The following is a 19,404-nucleotide window of genomic DNA, read 5'->3' as shown; positions in this document are numbered from 1 at the left end:
GGGGGAGACTTCGGCGTGAGCGCTCAGTCGAACGCTGAGGAGCGGGGGAGCGGGGGGGATAGATTATCGAGGATTCACCTTGTTTTAGGATTGCCTGATCGTTGTCACCGCCGCCGTCCGGACTGGGTGCGGGTGGCGACAAATGGACGCTTAGTGCGATCGCCCGAATTGGAGCAAACTGTTTTGGCGGCGATGGCGCGAACGTTGCCCCGCGATCGCTATCCTATCTGTTTCCTGCACCTGCAACTATGCCCGAGTCAAATTGATTGGAACCGCCATCCTGCCAAAGCTGAGATTTACTTACAATCCCTGTCTTACTGGCAGGAGCAGGTAACGCAGGTGATCGAAAAAGCGTTGCGGATTGGTGCTGCCAATTTTTCAGAAGCGTCTCAATCTCAGCGCGTGGGAAAACTACTTAAGGTATCAGAAGAAAAGGGCGGTTACTCCCTCAGTCGCTCACTGCAAGCGACTGAGGGTAATGAACGGAAAACTCCAGACATTGGGTTAATTGAATTGCAAGCAGTGGCTCAGGTTCACAAAATGTACATCCTGGCAGAACACCCAACGGGGATGTGGTTAGTTGAGCAGCATATTGCCCACGAGCGGGTATTGTACGAGCAATTGTGCGATCGCTGGCAGCTCATTCCCTTAGAACCCCCAGCAATTCTCAATCATTTATCCCCTACCCAAATTGAGCAGCTTCAACGGTTAGATTTGGAAGTAGAATCGTTTGGAGAACAGCTTTGGGCAGTCCGTAATGCCCCCGCCCTCCTGCAACAACGAGAAGATTGTGCTGATGCTCTTTTAGAGCTGAGTTTAGGTGGGGATTTGCAAGGGGCTCAAGTGGCAACAGCCTGCCGCAGTGCGATTCGCAATGGTACACCTCTGAGTTTGCCACAAATGCAGACCTTGTTAGACCAATGGAAAGTCACGCGCAATCCCCGCACTTGTCCCCATGGGCGTCCTATTTATTTATCGCTGGAAGAGTCAGCTCTTTCTCGTTTCTTTCGCCGTCACTGGGTTATTGGCAAGAGTCATGGAATTTGATCGACTCTATCGTGGGTTTTCAGCTCAGGTGCATTTAATGGATAACACATAAAAATGAGCGATCGCGATAAATCAAAAGAACAGCTAATTCAGGAATTAGCTTTACTGCGCCGAGAAGTTACGAAACTTAAAACCGCCAAAATTGCATTCGAGGCGCAACATCATCTCCTGAGAACCTTCATCACCACCCTGCAAACAGCGAGGGGAACGCTGATGGTTAGAGCTATGTTGCAACAGATTGTCAATGTAGCTCAAAAGCTGACTGGCGCAGAAGGCACTAGTTTGTTTTTACTAGATATCAACGGCATTGTTACGGAAAGTATTCTAGCTCGCGGTGCGACCCTGCGCGGACAAAAGCAGAGACTCATCGGTCAGGTTCTCGACAAAGGTCTAGCCGGCTGGGTGTTTCGCCACCACCAAGTCGGACTTGTCACCGATACCCAGGACGATCCTCGCTGGTTAACCCTACCCAATCAACCTTACACCGTTCGTTCTGCCCTTGGCATCCCTATTTTGATGGGTAAAGAGATACTGGCAATTCTGACCTTAATGCACTCGCAACCTGACTATTTTAGACCGGATTCTGCCCGTTTAATGCAGATGATGGCTGAACCCATCGCTTTAGTTTTAGACAATGCTCGACTCTATAACGAACTCCAGCAAAAAGAACTAGAGTTACACCCAATCCCAACAGACGGTAAAGTTCCCAACATAGACCCACAACCGTCTGACAACAAAGAACTCTCCCTAATGGGAATGTATATCTTGTTTGGAGAGGGAAATTTTCTCTACGTCAGCCCCAGGTTAGCAGAAATTTTTGGCTATACCTTTGGGGAACTCGTTTCCTTAGAATCCGTACTCGAACTGGTATTTCCCAACAACCGCAAATTCGTCGCCCAGCAACTTAAATCCTGCATTCAGGGTCATAACAAAAACCTTTGCTGTAAGTTTCAAGGGCAGCGGAAAGACCGCAGTCCAATCGGTGTAGAAGTTTATGGTACGAGAACTAAACTTTACGGTAAGTTTGTCATTATCGGGGGATTGAGAGCGATTTAAAGATGGATGAGAACCCTTAAACCCTTATTACCTGAATTTTTCAGAAAAACGCAACGGGTTTAGTCCTAACTCCTCAACCAACCTGATATTTACCCAAAGAGTGATGGCATGGGTGGACTTAGGAATGGACACTGGCTTTTATACAGCCAACAGGACAACACGAGAATGTCGTACAATTGCTCTCTAATCACCCAGTCACAGAGATCGATTCATGGGGATAAAGATTGTCAATCCACATACCTCACTTGTCTCAACCGTTCAACTCCATTAGGACATAGTCCTCAAGGGGCACACAGAAGTTGTGCAAGCTTTCGCTTGAATGGCGCGAGCTGTTACCCTGTTGGCTCTATCACTACATCCAGGGAGTAAACGTGTGCTATGAAACCCGACTTATCCCTGAAACTTACCCAAAAGCGGCGCATCTGGATTCCCTACTTTGTCCTGGGAATCACATTGGTGATCACCTCCCTCGCTACATACTATGCAGCAAAGACCTCTGAAGATAAAGACCAATTGCGCTTCGAGAATGCAGTTCAGCGGACTCAAGATGATATTCAAAATCGTTTAGACACTTACATCGCCATGCTGCGTGCAACCAGTGGGTTATGGGTGGTTAACGAAAGTGTCAGCCGCGAACAGTTCCGTACCTATGTTAACCACCTCGAACTTCCACGCCGCTATCCAGGAATTCGAGGCATCGGTTTCTCAAAACGGGTGATGCCAGAGGAAAAAGAGGCGCTAGTATCGGAAATGCGCCGACAGGGAGTTGAAAACTTTACCCTGCAACCAGAATTTGAGCGCTCCGAGTATCACACAATCATTTACATGGAACCATTAGATAGGCGCAACCAAGCTGCCTTTGGTTTCGATATGTTCACCGAACCCGTGCGCCGTGTAGCAATGGAATCTGCTCGTGACATGGGCGCACCTGCGGCATCCGGTCGAGTTACCTTGGTTCAGGAAATTGATCCCCACAAGCAAGCCGGATTCGTCATCTATGTTCCCGTCTACCGCAATGGCTTAACACCCGATACGGTGTCTGAGCGTCAAGCTACCTTGGAAGGCTTTATCTACAGCCCTTTTCGGGGTGATGATTTGATGAGAGGAATATTTGGTACAGAAAAATATCCCTTTGTCAACTTTGCCATTTATGACGGCACGACTCTCACCCCAGAGAATCTGCTGCATCGTTCTAAGGGTGATAACTCATCTTACCAGCCTCGCTTTCAAGCGATCGCAAAAATTGATGTAGCAGGACGCTCTTGGAGCATCTTATTCAAATCACGACCCGAACTGGATCTGACTTCGGGAAGAAGTCTGGTGCCTTACATTGCCGTAGGTGGGTTACTGGTGAGTTTTGTACTATTTGGCGTGACGCGATCGCAAGCGTGTGCTCGGAATGCCGCAGAACAAGCAGCCGCTGACTTGCGCTCCTCCGAAAAAGCCCTGCGCAAAAGTGAAGAGCGCTTTCAGGCATTCATGAACCACAATCCTGCGGCTGCCTGGATTACCGATAAAAACGGACGTATTCTCTACGTGAATGAAACCTATTTTCACTTATTCAAGCAACTGACTGCTGATGCGATCGGGAAAACCATCTTCGATATTTACCCAACTGAGTTTGCTAGTGTCTTGCTTGAGAGTATCAGAACGGTAGCTAACACCCATCAGGTCAGTGAGGCGATTGAGTCAATACTCCGTTCCGATGGTACGATTGGCGATTTTCTCGTCTATAAGTTCCCGCTTTCCGATACATCAAGACAATCCCTAGTCGCAGGAGTCGCCATTGACATCACCGAGCGCAAGCAAGCTGAACGAGAACGTGAACAACTCCTTATCCGTGAGCAAACCGCACGCGCCCAAGCCGAAGCCGCGAATCGGATCAAGGATGAATTCCTTGCCATCCTTTCCCATGAATTGAGAACTCCCCTCAATCCAATTTTAGGCTGGGTTAAACTGCTGCGAACCCGAAAGTTTGACGAAGGGACAAAAGCAAAAGCCTTAGAAACCATCGAACGCAATGCTAAACTACAAACTCAACTGATTGAAGACCTGCTGGATGTCTCCCGTATCCTCCGAGGTAAACTCAGCCTGAATATCTCGTCGGTGGACTTAGTTTTGGCAATTGAAGCGGCAATTGAAACCGTAAGTTTAGCCGCTCAAGCCAAATCGATTAAGATTCAAACGGCATTTGACCCCACAGTAGGACAAGTGAAGGGAGATTTCAATCGCTTACAACAAGTCGTCTGGAATTTGCTCTCAAATGCGGTTAAATTTACTCCAGCAGGAGGTCGGGTAGAAGTCCGGCTCGAACCCATAGAACCGAGAAATCTTATCAAAACAAGGGGAGTCGTCTCGGAAGCAGGGGAGCTTGACAATTCACATTTATCCTGTGTCCCTGTGCCCCTGTGCCCCTGTGTTCAAATTACCGTCAGCGATACCGGTAAAGGGATTAATCCCGAATTTCTTCCCCATGTATTTGATTACTTCCGTCAAGAGAATAGCTCCACTACCCGAGTCTTTGGCGGGTTAGGACTGGGTTTGGCAATTGTCCACCATCTGGTAGAACTCCATGGTGGAACCGTCGAAGCCGCTAGTGCTGGAGAAGAACAGGGAGCAACGTTTACAGTTACGCTACCCCTGTTTGAAGAAAGCAAGGGTGCGGCGCCGCTGGGGAGTGGCGACAGTGGGGAGAGCGACAGAACCTTGCCTTCTCACAGAAGCCCCCTCACCGGTTTGCGGATATTGGTTGTGGATGATGAGGTAGACACCCGTGAGTTAACGGTTTTTACCCTGGAACAGCACGGAGCAGTCGTAACGGCAGTGGGTTCAGCGATTGAGGCACTAAAAGCATTAGCCTTAGAAAAGCCAGATTTGCTGTTGAGCGATATTGGGATGCCCCAGATGGATGGCTATATGCTGATGCGCCAAATTAGAAGCTTGCCACCCGAACAGGGAGGGCAAATTCCTGCTATTGCATTGACTGCCTATGCCGGAGAGGTTGACTATAAATTAGCAATCAAGGCGGGTTTTCAAAAGCATATTACCAAGCCAGTGGAACCCGTTGAGTTAGTTACAGTAATTATTAACCTCATTAAACCCCAAACCCCGTAGAAAATTTTTGAAGAATGACCCAACCTGAAGTTTTACAGTCCCTGCTAGAAGCCGTTGCTACGGGTCAAATCAGCCCCGATACTGCCCTAGAAAAATTAAAACATTTTGCCTTTGAGCCAGTGGGCGACTTTGCCAAAATCGATCATCACCGCACGTTAAGAACTGGTTTTCCCGAAGTGATTTGGGGACTGGGAAAAACGCCCGACCAAATTATTCAGATTATGGAGGTGATGCGGCAGCGCAATCGTGTCGTCATGGCAACTCGCATCGAACCCGATATCTTTGCTCAGTTAAAAGCCAAGGTTCCAGACGTTCGCTACTATCCTACCGCCCGAATTTGTGCGATCGCTCCCGAAATCATCGAACCCCAGCATACAGGAACCATCAGTCTAATCTGTGCCGGAACCTCAGACTTGCCAGTGGCAGAAGAAGCAGCGGTGACGGCTCAACTGTTTGGCTTTCAGGTACAGCGCCTCTGGGATGTTGGCGTAGCCGGAATCCACCGCTTACTGAGTCATCGACAGATCATTGCTGAGGCAGATGTTTTAGTCGTGGTTGCGGGTATGGAAGGGGCATTGCCAAGTGTCGTTGCGGGTATGGCAGATTGTCCTGTTATTGCTGTCCCCACCAGTATTGGTTACGGTGCCAGTTTTAATGGACTTGCCCCTCTATTGACAATGCTCAATTCTTGTGCTGTAGGAGTGGGGGTGGTGAATATTGATAATGGGTTTGGAGCAGCGATTTTGGCTGGGCAAATTCTCAGGACGGCTGATAAGTTAACGTCAAAATTGTCGAAATCGTAGACGGAGACAATAATAAACCAATTCCCCCTCAATGATTAGACGCTACGCCCACAGATTCCCCATTCCCTACTCCCCAAATTTTGACAATATGTATCACTGACACCTAACCTAAGCGGATGGATACCATCACGTTACTGTTATTTATCACTGGAGTTTTCCTATTGGTAGCCGGAGCGGAGATTCTGGTACGGGGTGCATCCCGATTGGCTGTAACTGCTGGTTTATCACCGCTAGTGGTAGGATTGACCGTGGTTGCCTACGGCACGAGTGCCCCTGAATTAGCCGTATCCGTGCAGTCTAGCTATGCGGGGCAAGCTGATATTGCCACTGGCAATGTCGTTGGTAGCAACATTGCGAATATTTTGCTAATTCTGGGTTCTTCGGCAGCCGTCGCTCCGCTGATTGTCTCGCGGCAGTTGGTGCGGCTAGACGTTCCTTTAATGGCTGGACTATCCTTTCTAGTGTTGTTGATGGGCTTGGATGGTAGGCTGGGTAAATTCGATGGGATCGTCCTGTGTATCGGAGCGATCGCCTACACGTTCTTTACTGTTTACCAAGGTCGCAGAGAAAGCCAGAATAGTACAGAGGAATTGACTCAAGCACAAAGGAATCGTAGATCTCGCCAAGGAATCAAGCAGATAGCACCCCAGTTGGGACTCATTATTATCGGTTTAGGAATGCTGGTACTGGGAGCAAACTGGCTAATCAGTGGGGCGGTTGTTTTAGCGAGAACTTTTGGAGTCAGTGAGTTAATTATCGGGTTAACGATTGTTGCCGTCGGAACGTCGTTGCCAGAAATTGCAACTTCAATCATCGCTGGTATCCGTGGCGAAAGGGATATTGCTGTCGGTAATGCTATTGGCAGCAATATCTTTAACATTCTGTTGGTACTCGGGCTGTCTAGTTTAGTGGCACCTAACGGCGTACCAATTGCAAAACCTGCTTTGAACTTCGACCTCCCGGTAATGATCGCAGTAGCAGTGGCTTGCCTGCCAATTTTTTTTACAGGCTACAGGATCGCTCGCTGGGAAGGATTTCTCTTCTTAGCATATTACGCCGCCTACACGATGTATCTGTTTCTGAACGCGACTGAACACCAAGCTTTAGCTGAGTTTAGCATCATCATGATAGTCTTTGTAATGCCGCTGACTGTAGTCACACTAGCGATTCTGGCAATTCGTGCTGTGCGCAAAACCTAACTAAATATTTCGGTTGCAGGAAAACTTAACCGCGCCAATCTGGAAATTTACCCTGGAGACAGGCGACAACTTCGGAAGCCCATCGCTCTTCTAGAGTCATCAACCACGTCTCAAATTTATCTTCTGTTACCAAACCTAACGTTCGGTACTGGGATTTGAGCAGTACTTTCTGGGATAAAGGCAATCTGGAAACTCGGGATTGAATAAAGTTTGATGACATAACGTGAACCCTTATCTGCTATGCAACCGTTATGTCAATTGTCATCCGCCAAATGGCGGATTGAAAACAGCGTTTTCACTGATTTTAGCAAGAATAGTATTACAATAATTTAAGGATTGGGTTAGGATCACGATAGTTAAGGAATTAAAGGGATCTGTGAGGAAACCCGTTGAACTCAACGTTTACCTTCAAGGAAAAGGTTTTCCCATTCTCTGCTTGCACGGTCATCCAGGATCAGGTCGTTCCTTGTCTGTATTTACCCAGCACCTATCTCAGCGGTTCCAGACTCTAGCTCCGGATTTGCGAGGCTACGGGCGCAGTCGCTCCATTGGGGATTTTCAGATGAGCGAGCATTTGAGCGATCTCGAGGGTGTTCTCAACCGCTTCCAAATTGATCGCTGTTTAGTCCTCGGATGGTCGCTGGGAGGAATTCTGGCAATGGAATTGGCACTGCGGTTCCCGGAACGGGTCAGTGGTTTGATTCTAGTTGCCACAGCCGCTAGACCCAGAGGCAGTCATCCCCCTATAAGCTGGGAGGATAATCTTTACACCGGGATCGCATCGATCTTGAATCGGGTACAACCTGGATGGCAGTGGAATATTGAAACCTTTGGCAAGCGATCGCTTTATCGCTACCTGATCCAACAACATAGCCCCACGGCTTACCATTATCTTGCCCAGGAAGCAATGCCAGCTTACCTGCAAACCTCTAACGCTGCCACCCGCGCCCTCAATACTGCCCTCAGAACTGGATATAATCGACTAGCAGACATAAAGCAGATAAAGTGTCCCTGCCTGGTGCTAGCTGGAGAAGCGGATCGACATATAACAGCCGAATCGAGTCGAGAAACGGCTCAATATCTCCAAGATTGCCAGTGGCACTGCTATCCAAACACTGCTCATCTATTTCCTTGGGAAATTCCCGAACAGGTAATCAGCGACATTGATCGATGGGTTGAACTTAATCCTCAAGTTGTCAATAAACGCTGAAACATAAAGGTTGAGTCTTAATCCCCCGCGCTAAAGGACGGGGGAAGGTTAGTTACTCAGGTGTTTTACCAATTTTTATTGATATTGCCGCTAGGATAGTTGCCCACTAAACGTTGGGATCTGTCGGCTCTCAATCATTTCCCCCACTTCTTCATCGAAAATGGTGAGGTTAGTTGGTTTGCAGCGTTTGACGGTTACGGCAATGCTTTGAGCGCCTTCGTTTTCTAAATCTTCAACATACCCACCCTGGGCAGCTTCAGCATCCTTCTTGCTCAAGAAAGGACCGAAGTAATAGGTGCATTGGGGGGTTTTGGTGGTGATTTCTACCCAAAAAGCCAATCCTAAAAACTGGAGAATCTGGATTAACACTTCTTTCATCCTCTTTACCTAGTAGACGGGATACTATGTGGTCTTGTTAATACCCTACCTTTACAGTTTGTTATACTACTTTACGTTTCTTTTTTTCAAGAATCTTTTCCCCGCTCGTCAAGATACACTAAACTTGACCAACGCTGACGATAGGTTTCGTACAAAGCCATTGCCGCTGCGACTGAGGCATTGAGGCTGGGAGTCTTGCCGTGTAAGGGAATCGAAACTAAAGCGTCACAGCAACGTTGTGTCCGTAGGCTCAGACCATTACCCTCTGAGCCAATAACTAATACTACCGAACCTGAAAAGTCAACAGTGTGTAGTAGTTTACCAGTATCAGAACTCGTGCCGTAAATCCAAAAGCCAGCGGCTTTCAATTCTTCTAGGGCGCGGCTGAGATTGACAACCCTGGCAATCGAAAATGTTTCTAACGCTCCCGCTGCCACTTTCATCACGGTAGAGGTAACGCCTGCCGCGCGGCGCTGGGGAATGACTAAACCCTGAGCACCTATGGCTTCTGCCGTGCGAATAATTGCGCCCAAGTTGTGAGGATCGGTAATGCCGTCGCAAGCGATGATGACTGGCTGATCAGTTGCCAATTTTGCCTTTTCTATCAAATCGCCCAACTCTTTGTAGGAATAAGGAGCAATTTGAGCGGCAACACCTTGATGGTTAGCTCCGTCTGTAATTTGGCTAAGGCGTCGGGGTTCAACTTCATCTACTACCGTGCCGTTGGCTTTTGCCTGTTGCAATAAGGAGTGAAAGCGGGGATCGTAACGAAGCTGGGGAATGATCCAAACTCGGTTGAGCTGGCGCTGATTTTCTAAAGCGGCAAGGACGGGATGACGACCATAAATCAAGTCAACATCTTCTGACTCCGATATGTCAGAAGATGTTGACTCAGTGGGCTTTCGATGAAGAGACAGACGCTGTTGAGGTTTACCGGATGCGGTAATCTCTTTCTCTGACTTCGAGAGGAAAGACTTGCGGAATTTTGGCTTCCCGTTCTGAGGTTTGCTTGCGCGAATGGGCTTCCCTCGCTTTGGTTTGCCGGGAGCATGAGGGCGGCGGTCTTGATTAGCCATATTGTTAAGAGTTGATGACTTTTTCAGTGGGTTCGAGTTCTAAATGCGCCAGTAGTTGGATCAGGCGTTGGGGATCACTCAAGTAGAGATATCCAAGCAATGTTTCTAAGCTAGTTGCCTGTTGATAAAGGGTTCGATCAATACGTCGCGTAGTCCCTGTAGCCGCATTGCGTCCGCGTCGGAGTATTTCGAGTTCGGGATCGGTGAGGTGGGGTTCGAGCGATCGCAGGGTACTGGCTTGACTTTCAGCTCGGACTTCACCCACTACCCGATTGTGATAGTCCGAAAGGCGTCTAGACGGCAGCAAATAGTGAGTGCGAATATAAAGTTCATAAACAGCGTCTCCCAAATATGCCAAAGAAGCCGGTGGAATTTGCTGCATTTGAGATGGAGAATTGGCAACGGTACTAAGTTGTTTAAATCGGACTTCCGCCCAAGAGAGCGCCGACTTGGTTTCCAAGACGCTTGAAATCTCTTCCTCTTGTGATGTCACAACCTTTGTCCGACCTCTACCTCTCAATGATAATGACTTAAGTTACAGTTTCTTCCCCTCCTACCCTAACAGATCGAAGGCGGGTTGAATACCCGCCCCTCAATCTTACCCAAGGGTTTTTTCCGCTATGGTTTCTTGACCTTCTCTAAGGCAACTTCAACTGAGGGTTGAAGCGAGAGAAATTGTTCTAGGCGTACCAGCTTTACCGTCTGAGTCACGCGGGGATTCGTCACAATTTGCAGGCTCCCTTCAGCACTTTGAGCTTTTTTAACTAGCTGCACCAAAGCGCCCAATCCAGAGCTATCGACAAAATCGATTTTAGAAAGATCCAAAACAATGTTTTTGGGTCCGTCATCAACACACTTACTCAGCACTTTCCGAAACGTTGGTTCTGAAAATGCATCTAATAAACCCGTGAGGCGGAAAAGCTGGTAATTTTCCTTGACTTCGCGAGTGCCCCTTAAGCTGACTGTCAGGGTTAGTGGCTCAGGAATAACACCCTCCTAGCTGTACTCAAACGATATCAGAACATTTTTGATTCCCACCGTCAAGGGGTACGACTCCCTAATTAGAGTCTGGGATCAATGGGATAGAATTGGGCAGATACTTAGCCTTCCTATTGGGAAGACAATTGAGTCTGTTACTATTCTATCCGAGCGACTTCCAAGTATATCTTGCGGTGTACTTTGCTGCAAGAGCGCAGTTTTAGTCACACAGCAATAGAATTAAACGTTCCACAGCCGTTATTGGCTTTGGAGTGAATACGGTAGTACACCATCTCGAATAGTATAGCGAGAAGTTTGCCGCTCATCCAAACCTTCACCAATATCTTTGGCGATGGGATTGGTTTTACCGATTCGCTTTGCGCGATCGCATCGACTCAACGAATTGCTCAAACAGGTAATCAGCATCGTGAGGACCGGGACTCGCTTCTGGGTGATACTGCACCGAGAAGAAGGGCAACGACTTGTGACGCAACCCAGCTATAGTGCGGTCATTAAGGTTCAGGTGGGTAATTTCTACATCAGCCCCCAAGGAATCAGCATTGATTGCAAAACCATGGTTCTGACTGGTAATTTCCACCTGCTGCTGTAACCCGGCTGGGTGATTTAAGCCCCGATGACCGAATTTAAGCTTGAAGGTTTCAGCCCCCATCGAAAGACCGAGAATCTGGTGTCCCATACAAATTCCGAATATGGGTTGTTCACCTTTTAACAAGGCTTTAGTGGTTTCGATCCCTTCGCTGACAGCAGCAGGGTCTCCTGGACCGTTTGATAGAAAAATTCCATCGGGGTTATGCTTAAGAATGTCCTCTGGGGGTGTATTGGCAGGAACGACAATAACCCGACAGCCATAGCTAGCCAGACGTCTTAAGATGTTGCGCTTGATGCCAAAATCGATCGCTACAACGGTTAGGGCTTCTCCCTTAAATTTTTCGAGGGCTGGACAGAATTCCCAATTGATATCGGTGGGATCAGACCATTCGTAAACATCTTTAGTGGTAACTTCTCGCACCAGATTTAATCCCGCCATACTGGGGGAGGCTTGCACTCGTTCGAGTAACGTGCCCGGGTCGAGGATTTCCGTGGAAATACCGCCGTTCATGGCTCCAACTGAACGCAGCTTGCGAGTGAGTGCTCTCGTATCGATCCCGTAAATTCCGGGAATGTTGTGTTCTTTGAGATAATCCGGCAAGGACTGGGTTGCTCGCCAGTTGCTCGGACGCCAGCAGATGTTACGAGCGATCGCACCCCGAATTTGAGGATGGGCAGATTCTTCATCCTCCGGATTAATCCCAGTGTTTCCGAGTTCGGGATAAGTGAAGGTGACAATCTGACCGCAGTAGCTGGGATCGGTTGCTACCTCCTGATAACCTGTCATGGCGGTGTTAAACACCACTTCTCCAATCGCAGTACCAGAAGCACCGAAAGACAAGCCTTGGTAAGATGTCCCATCTGCCAGTACGAGCAGAGCAGGTGTAGCCGAAGAAGTAGGCATAAGCAATTATTTGGGGTTTGTTGTTAGTGGAAAAGAACAACTCATAGCTGACAGGATATTATCGCATGGCACAAAAAAGTCTGGGAGATTGGGTTTTGGGAATTGCCAGAAATATTTTGCTTCAGTTATTTCTAGGTAATTTGATAGGATTCTCTTTGCGCTTTAGCTGCGAAGCTGCACCGAAAGCACCCATTGCTAACAATCCCAAGGCTGAAATCGGTTCGGGAACGGTAGCAGCAACAACTTGACCCCGAATTAGGCAGAGATAATCGAAAAGCAGCCCTAGCTGGCGTGCTTGTTATTGATTGAAGCAATCCGAAAGCTGTACCCACCGTGGCAACTGCAAAGAAATGTTTCATAAAGTTCTCCTTTAATCGCAGGCGCTACCTTCAGCAACCCTAATTACTACTATCTATCAAGCGATCGTTTTTTGCACAAGTTGTCTGAACACGGCTAACGTCGTATAACTGAAAAACCGCTGTAACTCTTGAGATTTTGGCTATAACAGCAGACAAACAAAAACCCCCGACTTAAAAAGCCTGGGGGGAGTGGAGCTATGAGGAAAGCCGAATATAATAGCCGTGTTTTTTTGTGGAGAAGCTGATAATCGAGCCTCTGAAGCTAAACTGGAAAAGATATCACTAACTTAGAATCGCTGATTGGGCTGCCCGAAACAAGATCAGTTTTAGCGTAGACAGTGTAGAAAGGATTGATCTTGACAATTCCTATTCGATGTGTACAAACTTCAACTAGGGCGACCCAAGGGGAACACTTACCAGTACCAAAATCGGGGGAGTCTGAAAGATAGGTCATCCGCCATTCATGCTCATGCCTTCTTGCGATCGCACATTCATCTTATTACTTTTAGGTGTTCTCGCTGTAATGAATGGGGCTTGCAGCCGCATCAACGCTGTATGGCGTTCCCACGAACCCTCACAACCCATTGCCACGTCTCCAGATCCAAGCCCTGTCTCAATATCACCCGCTAATCCCGAACCAGCCGCAACACCAACCGGCCAACCCAAACTGAGCGACAAGGAAGCCTATCAGCAGGCTCTTGATGCGGCATACAGTGCCGCTACTATTGGTCAATCTGCCCAGTCTGCCGATGATTGGCAGCTTGCAATTAGTCGCTGGCAAGAAGCGATCAAGCTGTTAAAAGCAGTACCCTCCTCCAGTCCGTATCACGCGATCGCTCAACCGAAAATTACCGAATACCAGCGCAGTCTCACTATTGCCCAACAACAAGCCTCCCGTCCTCCTTCCCCCGATCCGGCACCTATAACTGTAGCAACTCAAACGGTTAAAACATCTCCCACTCCCTCCCCCACTGATACCAAAAATCCAACTTTACCCGAAAAAACCTTAAAGCCGAATAGGGATAAGCCCACGATTTTTAAAGCCCCCATCAAGCGTCGTGTTGGTCGGACACCTGTGATTGAGGTGACGTTTAATGGGGAGCAGACTTTTGAGATGGTGGTTGATACGGGTGCAAGTGGGACAGTCGTCACCCAGGCAATGGCTCAAAGCCTCGGTATTGTCCCAGAGGGTGAAGTTGTAGCCGATACTGCCAGTGCCAAGGGAGTCAAGTTTCCTATTGGTAAGGTAAAATCCATTGGAGTTGAGGGAGCCGTACAAAACGATTTTCCAGTAGCGATCGCGGGTTCTGATCTAGAACTGGGGCTTCTCGGTCAAGATTTTTACAGTCATTATGATGTTGTAATTCGGCAAGATGTGGTTGAATTTCAGACACCCTGAATTTTAAGGTAGAAATCTTAAACCGTAACTTATTTTTTCTTTAAGTTCTTAGTTATTCTTTTCCTCTTCTGCCTGCTGCTCTTGAGCATCAACTAGGGTATCTTTTGAGTGGTCTACGATTCCTTTGCGCGAATAGGTTCGTTTTCCAAGAACGGTTTCTAGTCCTGCTTTTCCAGATTCTTCCTCAAAATGAATTTGGATTTTTGGACCCGAACTCGCCAAACGAATGATCATTCCATCTATAACTGGCATTTGGGTAATGCGTTTCCCATCAATATAGGTTCCATTTGCACCCAAACTAACAATTTGCCAACCCGAACCATTGCGCCGCAGCTCAACATGGTGGCGGGAGACTACGGCACTATAGAGAATAACATCATTATCTGTAGACCGTCCGATCCGAATTACAGATTCAGATTCAAAGGGCCAACTTTGAACAGGTACAGACTGGAGCGGATGCAGCAGGGTTAGAGTAATCACCGGTGTTACATCGTTCAAAAACTTTTGCCGTCTAGCCCGAGATTCCGGAAACGTCCTATGCCGAACAACCTGAGATTTCTGTTTCAAGTAGCTAGAACCTTGGCAAGAATCAAGCACTGCTCGGACAGCCCTTGCTCCCGTTTCAGGAACTCGCTCAATCGGCAAGTGGTTTAGGGAATGAGGACTGCACCAACACCCAGCATCTCCACTCTTGTCTCGACAGAGCTATAGAATGGAAACCTAAGTATTAATCTGGCAGTCTTCATATAAATAAATTATCCAATCCGTCAGAGGGCACTGTTAGGTAAATATTGGCTTGAGTTGCCGATATTCCATCACTAACAGTCGTTACTTTTGGCTCTGTCGTGACCGCAGGCTTCGTAGTAGGTAAATACTAGACCAGCAAAAATTGACAATTTAATTTATAGAAGTGCCATCCTACTGGCTATTCAATATTAAGGCTACCATTAATAAACCGGGTCGGCAATTTGTTTGAGTCCCTCATTCCCCATGGCTTTACCTATAACGGTTGTAATGATTGTAAAGCCGCTCAGGAACTGTGGAATATAAATGTTACCAGATCACCTTTACCCAAACCAATGCGATCACCCGTGCGTAAGCGATGGCGGTTGCCTGGAGGTAAGGGCGTGTGATTGATATAAGTTCCATTAGCACTGCTGACATCTTCGATGTAGAAAGCATCTCCCTCAACGCGGATATCGGCATGAATTCGAGAAACGATGTCTGAGTTTGGAAAACCCGAAACATCAATGTCTGGCGGAATCCGGTCATTGGGCTTGCCCATATGAATCACCGACAGGTGCGACGACAACTCAATTTTCCTATCCATTTGCAGGTGCAGCAGGTAAGCCGACTGAACTTGTAACTGAGTTTTGGCACTGCCCGTAGTGGCGGCTGGTGGCGGCGCTGATGGGCTACTTGTCGCTTCCGGGACGGCTGTTACTGGAGTGGGATCGGGAGGAGTTGGGTTTTCAGCCTCCGGCGGGTCCCCCGGTTGATTCACGACGGTAGCCGGAAGCGAAGACGCTGGGTCAGGAGTTGGTAATTCGGTTGAATTGGTTTCGGGTTCAGGCATTGAAGATTGAGAACTATAAGAGATGGGTTCAGCTTCGATGAGTGGGTCAGGGTTCACCAAGTCTGGCACATCCGGCAATGGGTTGGGAGAGGGCATTGCCTCGGCTGCCGTTGCTGTAGTGACTTTTAAGTTAAAACCGCACTGACCGCAGAAGCTTGCATCTGTCTGAACACTTGTCCCACAGTTAGGGCAACTGGTGGTTGAGGGTAGTGGAGTGTAGCAGGCTTCGCATTGGGTAGCACCATCCGGATTTTGGTGATTGCAGTTAGGGCAGACAATCATAAAACCTCCTTGTAGCTATTAGCTTTCCTCCTCGATCAAAGCACAGCAGACCGTCAGTTTTTAATAAATCGTTACATTGGCAGGAATTCACAATATTTCACTTTAAGTATGGCACACACAGACTGTCGCTTGTAGTAGAGGGAGTCTAGCAGAAAATAACAAAACCCTAACTATTAACTAGAATGTAAGTGCTGCATGAATTTAGTGAAAAAAGTTCCTAGTCCCTAGCCACTTTCCTAGAAAGTGAGATTAAGACTTCATATCCTGCCCTGCTTCCCCATCCAAGAGCCACCACAGTTCTCCCTGAGGCTGGATAAACCGAGCTGGATAAACCAGCGGGTCGGCTTCGGATGCAAATATCTGAGCCAAAGCCGAGCGCTTACTGGCACCTGCGACGAGAAAGAGGACGCAGCCAGCTTGGTTGATGAGGGGAACGGTCAAGGTAATTCGGGGCTGACCGTCCTTGTTTCCGACTGTCACCAGACGGTCTCGGACGGAGAGAGCCTCTGTTTGAGGAAACAACGAGGCGGTATGGGCGTCATCGCCGATGCCCAGTAAAATTACATCAAACTGAGGGAACTCTCCCGCATCGGTTCCGAAAAACTCCCGCAACTGAGCTTCATGCTTGACAGCATCAGCCTCTGGACTGGAACCGTCTGTGGGCATCGGATGAATATTAGCAGGCGGAATAGCAACCTTATCCAACCAAGCGCGACGAGCCATTCTTTGATTGCTATCGGGGTCATCAGGGGGGACGTATCGCTCATCTCCCCAAAAAATATGAATTTTTTCCCACGGGAGATCGTGAGTGGCGATCGCTTCATATAATGGCTTTGGTGTACCGCCACCCGCTAGGGCAATCGTGCAGCGATCACTTTCCTGGATGGCTGCTTGCATCTTAGAGAGAACAATATCGAGCGATCGCTCAATAAGTGCTGATTTATCGGGTAAAATTTCAACCATTTTGTTCATAACGCCTTTAACCTCATTTGGAGTTTGATACTATCTAAATTGATGAATTTTAGGATGAAAATTTAACTTGAAGACCTAGATTTAGATTTTAAGTCTCACAGGCACATCTTACTCAGTGAGTTAATATGGGCAAGTCCCATTAAACGAGCTATCTTTTTGCAAAACTTTACCGGGTAGGCGCACTTCTATGGCACCAATAGTTGTTAAATTTGGATTAGCTTTCTCTTATCTCCTAGTAAGGTTCAGTAACGTTAAAAGTAGCTCATTACAGTTTTTTCTCAAGAAAAAGCGATGAAAAGTAGTTCTATCTATTCCTCCTTCACCGGTCTAGCGCTCAAGATTGTCGGGCTGATCATGATTTTGTCAGCCCTGATAGATTACATCATTCTGGTCATTCCTTCACCGGGAGTAAACCCCCTCCAAAGCGAATGGCAACTCAACTTGACCACCCAACTGGTTGACCGGGGCGTTATCCCCATGGTCGGAATCGCATTTTTGATTGCTGGGTACTGGATTAGCAATGCTGGCAGTGCCGCGCCCAGTGAGCCAAAGTCTTCTGTGAGTGACTTGCGATTTTGGGTATTTTTGATCTCAAGCCTGTTGGGATTAATTTTTCTGTTGCTAGTGCCACTGCACTTCAATAATGTTCGCCTGCAAAGCAATCAGGCTCTCGAACAAATTACTCAAAGAGCGGAGCAAGCCGAAACTCAACTAGAAGCCCAAACTCAGCAAATTGATGTCCTGCTCAAAGACCCGCAGAGGTTACAGGAGCTAGAACAAGCGATTGAGAGTGGTCAAGTGCAAGGAGAGCAGCTAGCGCGGCTGCAAGCACTCCGAGAGCAATTGCAGACGCTCAAGCAAGACCCTGAAGCTCTCACTCAAAGGGTCGAGCAAGCTCAAACTCAAATTCGCAGCGGCAAACAAGAAGCGGAGGAGAGAGCCAGAGCCCAAGCTTGGAAAACTGGCATTAGAACAGGAATCAGTAGCTTGCTCTTAGCCATTGGCTACAGTGTCATTGGTTGGATGGGCTTGCGCAGCTTGGCAGGTTAGCTAGCCAATTCTGAAAGGATTGTAAAGTTTGGTAAAATTTCTGCCAAACTGCCAGGCTGTCGGTTGTCATTACCTCAGAATTACCTGCATCAGTTCTGCTGATGGAGGTTTCTTTATTTCGATACCTCATTGGCTACCTGTCACAGAAGTTAAGAGACTTCTCACACCTGACCGCTGACCGCTCCCCAACGCTGTAATTCCTCTCTGATAAAATGTAAGGTGTGATACCAGTTTTTTCGGGAACGTACAGACTTGTTGGGGTGTCGGGCTAGCAGTAGCGAGCAAGATCCCAAGGGCTTGGTGTCTTAAAACAGAACAAACTTTAGAGGAAGCTAACCTTAAATATATATGTCGCTACTTGCAACAATTCTTTACAAGCTTTACAAATAAAGTATAGAACCCTCTACCACCAGTACTGCTTCTTCAAGAGCAGCTCAGTGTAATTGGACGGAAACTTGCTCTGACCGCTTGCTAGTTTCCCGACTCCTATCACTAGTTTCATCTGGTCAAGGATTTTGCTCCTGTAGTTTGTTCTTTTCTCATCCAAGTGATTGAGAATAGCAACGACAGAAGTTAAAGAGCTATTGTAAGGAGATTCAGCGCTCTGTGATCCAACGCTTTAAACAAGATTTAAAAAATGACCTAATTGCCGGACTCCTGGTAGTGATTCCCCTTGCTACCACCATTTGGCTAACAATTACGATCGCCACTTGGGTCATCAATTTTCTCACCCGCATCCCCAAGCAACTAAACCCCTATAATAACCTTCATCCCATTCTGGTCAATTTCCTAAATTTACTAGTAGGGCTGACTGTGCCGTTGCTTTGTATCCTGCTAATCGGCTTAATGGCACGCAATATAGTCGGGCGGTGGTTGCTGGATCTGGGGGAGCGAGTTTTGCAAGCGATTCCGCTGGCTGGCTCGGTTTACAAAACCCTTAAGCAGCTATTGGAAACTCTGCTAAGGGACTCTAGCAATAAGTTTCGCCGAGTAATCTTGGTAGAATATCCTCGGCGAGGGATGTGGTCGTTGGCGTTTGTCACAGGCACCGCCAGCCAAGAGATTAAATCTCATCTGACTGGCTCAATGTTGAGCATTTTCATTCCGACAACTCCCAACCCGACAACAGGCTGGTACGCGATCGTTCCCGAAGACGATGTTATCAATCTCTCAATGTCTATAGAGGATGCCTTCAAAGTGGTAATATCGGGCGGAATTGTTATTCCCACTGAATCTGCCCTTTCATTACCCCTTCAGAAGCCCTACGGTAAGACACCATTGGAACAACCTCTGCCGGAAATGCGACAGCAGATGTTACCGACAGAAGAAAGCACGTAGTTATTCGTTATTAGTCATTGGTTGATAACAGGACTACTCACACAGGACAAAACA

General features: G+C 47.7%; 19 protein-coding genes. 9 read left to right on the top strand and 10 right to left on the bottom strand.

The window, feature by feature from the left end:
* The 5 genes from mutL to IQ257_RS10065 form a co-directional block, all read left to right on the top strand.
* The coding region (mutL, locus tag IQ257_RS10085; RefSeq protein WP_193933017.1) for a DNA mismatch repair endonuclease MutL at positions 1 to 1,047 on the top strand (1,047 nt) is incomplete at its 5' end.
* A 54-nt stretch (positions 1,048 to 1,101) separates the two neighbouring features.
* Positions 1,102 to 2,103 (top strand): GAF domain-containing protein, encoded by a 1,002-nt coding sequence (locus tag IQ257_RS10080; RefSeq protein ID WP_193873302.1) that lies wholly within the window; start codon positions 1,102 to 1,104, stop codon positions 2,101 to 2,103.
* Positions 2,104 to 2,481: 378 nt separating this feature from the next.
* Positions 2,482 to 5,217 (top strand): CHASE domain-containing protein, encoded by a 2,736-nt coding sequence (locus tag IQ257_RS31155; protein ID WP_193873301.1) that lies wholly within the window; start codon positions 2,482 to 2,484, stop codon positions 5,215 to 5,217.
* A 14-nt stretch (positions 5,218 to 5,231) separates the two neighbouring features.
* Positions 5,232 to 6,020: a nickel pincer cofactor biosynthesis protein LarB gene (gene larB / locus IQ257_RS10070; RefSeq protein WP_193873300.1), complete on the top strand. Its 789-nt coding sequence runs from the start codon at positions 5,232 to 5,234 to the stop codon at positions 6,018 to 6,020.
* Between the two features lie 116 nt (positions 6,021 to 6,136).
* On the top strand, positions 6,137 to 7,219 hold the full coding sequence (locus IQ257_RS10065) for a calcium/sodium antiporter (RefSeq protein WP_193873299.1): 1,083 nt from the start codon (positions 6,137 to 6,139) through the stop codon (positions 7,217 to 7,219).
* Positions 7,220 to 7,244: 25 nt separating this feature from the next.
* On the opposite strand, the gene IQ257_RS10060 is transcribed toward IQ257_RS10065, so the two are convergent.
* Positions 7,245 to 7,439 carry a hypothetical protein gene (locus IQ257_RS10060; RefSeq protein WP_193873298.1) on the bottom strand — a complete coding sequence of 65 codons (195 nt, stop codon included), beginning with the start codon at positions 7,437 to 7,439 and terminating at the stop codon, positions 7,245 to 7,247.
* Positions 7,440 to 7,595: 156 nt separating this feature from the next.
* Between IQ257_RS10060 and IQ257_RS10055 the strand changes: the two genes are divergently transcribed.
* Positions 7,596 to 8,429 (top strand): alpha/beta hydrolase, encoded by an 834-nt coding sequence (locus IQ257_RS10055; RefSeq protein ID WP_322744271.1) that lies wholly within the window; start codon positions 7,596 to 7,598, stop codon positions 8,427 to 8,429.
* Positions 8,430 to 8,519: 90 nt separating this feature from the next.
* On the opposite strand, the gene IQ257_RS10050 is transcribed toward IQ257_RS10055, so the two are convergent.
* The 6 genes from IQ257_RS10050 to IQ257_RS31480 form a co-directional block, all read right to left on the bottom strand.
* On the bottom strand, positions 8,520 to 8,807 hold the full coding sequence (locus IQ257_RS10050) for a DUF1816 domain-containing protein (protein ID WP_193873297.1): 288 nt from the start codon (positions 8,805 to 8,807) through the stop codon (positions 8,520 to 8,522).
* Between the two features lie 86 nt (positions 8,808 to 8,893).
* The gene (gene rlmB / locus IQ257_RS10045; protein WP_193873296.1) at positions 8,894 to 9,883 is read right to left on the bottom strand and encodes a 23S rRNA (guanosine(2251)-2'-O)-methyltransferase RlmB; all 990 of its coding nucleotides are present in this window, start codon (positions 9,881 to 9,883) and stop codon (positions 8,894 to 8,896) included.
* Between the two features lie 4 nt (positions 9,884 to 9,887).
* Positions 9,888 to 10,376 (bottom strand): Mini-ribonuclease 3, encoded by a 489-nt coding sequence (locus tag IQ257_RS10040; protein ID WP_322744270.1) that lies wholly within the window; start codon positions 10,374 to 10,376, stop codon positions 9,888 to 9,890.
* 125 nt (positions 10,377 to 10,501) lie between these two features.
* Positions 10,502 to 10,870, bottom strand: coding sequence for an STAS domain-containing protein (locus IQ257_RS10035; RefSeq protein WP_193873306.1), 369 nt, complete (start codon positions 10,868 to 10,870; stop codon positions 10,502 to 10,504).
* 355 nt (positions 10,871 to 11,225) lie between these two features.
* Entirely contained in the window at positions 11,226 to 12,374 is a 1,149-nt protein-coding gene (gene carA, locus IQ257_RS10030; RefSeq protein ID WP_193873295.1) for a glutamine-hydrolyzing carbamoyl-phosphate synthase small subunit, read from the bottom strand.
* Between the two features lie 121 nt (positions 12,375 to 12,495).
* Entirely contained in the window at positions 12,496 to 12,576 is an 81-nt protein-coding gene (locus IQ257_RS31480; RefSeq protein ID WP_369076425.1) for a hypothetical protein, read from the bottom strand.
* Positions 12,577 to 13,196: 620 nt separating this feature from the next.
* Between IQ257_RS31480 and IQ257_RS10020 the strand changes: the two genes are divergently transcribed.
* The gene (locus IQ257_RS10020; RefSeq protein WP_193873294.1) at positions 13,197 to 14,132 is read left to right on the top strand and encodes a retropepsin-like aspartic protease family protein; all 936 of its coding nucleotides are present in this window, start codon (positions 13,197 to 13,199) and stop codon (positions 14,130 to 14,132) included.
* A 48-nt stretch (positions 14,133 to 14,180) separates the two neighbouring features.
* Here IQ257_RS10020 and IQ257_RS10015 read toward each other — a convergent pair whose 3' ends face one another.
* From IQ257_RS10015 to pgl, 3 genes are all read right to left on the bottom strand, one after another.
* On the bottom strand, positions 14,181 to 14,612 hold the full coding sequence (locus IQ257_RS10015) for an FHA domain-containing protein (protein ID WP_193873293.1): 432 nt from the start codon (positions 14,610 to 14,612) through the stop codon (positions 14,181 to 14,183).
* Positions 14,613 to 15,162: 550 nt separating this feature from the next.
* Positions 15,163 to 15,990, bottom strand: a complete 828-nt coding sequence (locus IQ257_RS10010) for an FHA domain-containing protein (protein WP_193873292.1) — start codon at positions 15,988 to 15,990, stop codon at positions 15,163 to 15,165.
* A 249-nt stretch (positions 15,991 to 16,239) separates the two neighbouring features.
* A complete protein-coding gene (gene pgl, locus IQ257_RS10005; protein WP_193873291.1) occupies positions 16,240 to 16,962 on the bottom strand; it encodes a 6-phosphogluconolactonase in 723 nt (240 codons plus the stop codon).
* A gap of 291 nt (positions 16,963 to 17,253) precedes the next feature.
* On the opposite strand from pgl, the gene IQ257_RS10000 reads away from it, so the two are divergent.
* Complete coding sequence (locus IQ257_RS10000; RefSeq protein ID WP_193873290.1) at positions 17,254 to 18,012, top strand: HpsJ family protein; 759 nt, start codon at positions 17,254 to 17,256, stop codon at positions 18,010 to 18,012.
* 606 nt (positions 18,013 to 18,618) lie between these two features.
* Positions 18,619 to 19,350, top strand: a complete 732-nt coding sequence (locus IQ257_RS09995; RefSeq protein ID WP_193873289.1) for a DUF502 domain-containing protein — start codon at positions 18,619 to 18,621, stop codon at positions 19,348 to 19,350.
* Positions 19,351 to 19,404: the final 54 nt, after the last annotated feature.

Origin of the sequence: Coleofasciculus sp. LEGE 07092 (assembly GCF_015207375.1) — a bacterium.
GTDB lineage: Bacteria > Cyanobacteriota > Cyanobacteriia > Cyanobacteriales > Coleofasciculaceae > LEGE-07092.
The sequence above is the reverse complement of the archived record's forward strand: the minus strand, read 5'-3'. Positions and strand labels throughout refer to the sequence as shown.